This is a genomic window from Streptococcus cristatus (assembly GCF_001588905.1).
GTDB classification, from domain to species: Bacteria; Bacillota; Bacilli; order Lactobacillales; family Streptococcaceae; genus Streptococcus; species Streptococcus cristatus_N.
In genome coordinates this window covers 1-317 of sequence record NZ_LAWH01000083.1, presented here as the reverse complement: position 1 = coordinate 317, position 317 = coordinate 1, and the positions used below count along the sequence as shown (strand labels likewise).

Genomic DNA, 317 nt, shown 5'->3' with positions numbered 1-317 from the left:
TCGAAGAAAAACAATTAAATAAAATTAGAGAGAGGAAGTAAAAGCAAATAGCTGATACTTCCTCTTTTCTTGTCAAACATTCAAAAACGGAAAGGAGAATTTATGGAAGAACTGAGAAACATAGATAAAAAAGGCAGTAGCGCAAAGAGAAAGATTGGAAAGACAACCTATGAGCTTCTTGTCCATTTCAATGAAAATGCAACTGAAATAATGCTGAGGGAGCTTAGGAGAAAATTGGATGAAAAAAAGATGATTTTGATTAAAAAGTCCTTGACAAGTAGCAACGGGAAAAACAGCGAAGTATATTCTAATTTTAT

The 317-nt window shown here is 32.5% G+C and carries 1 protein-coding gene; it reads left to right on the top strand.

Annotation, left to right across the window (positions count from 1 at the left end; translation table 11 throughout):
• Positions 1-102: 102 nt before the first annotated feature.
• On the top strand, positions 103-317 hold a 215-nt coding region (locus A0765_RS10400; protein ID WP_218837449.1), incomplete at its 3' end, for a TnpW family protein.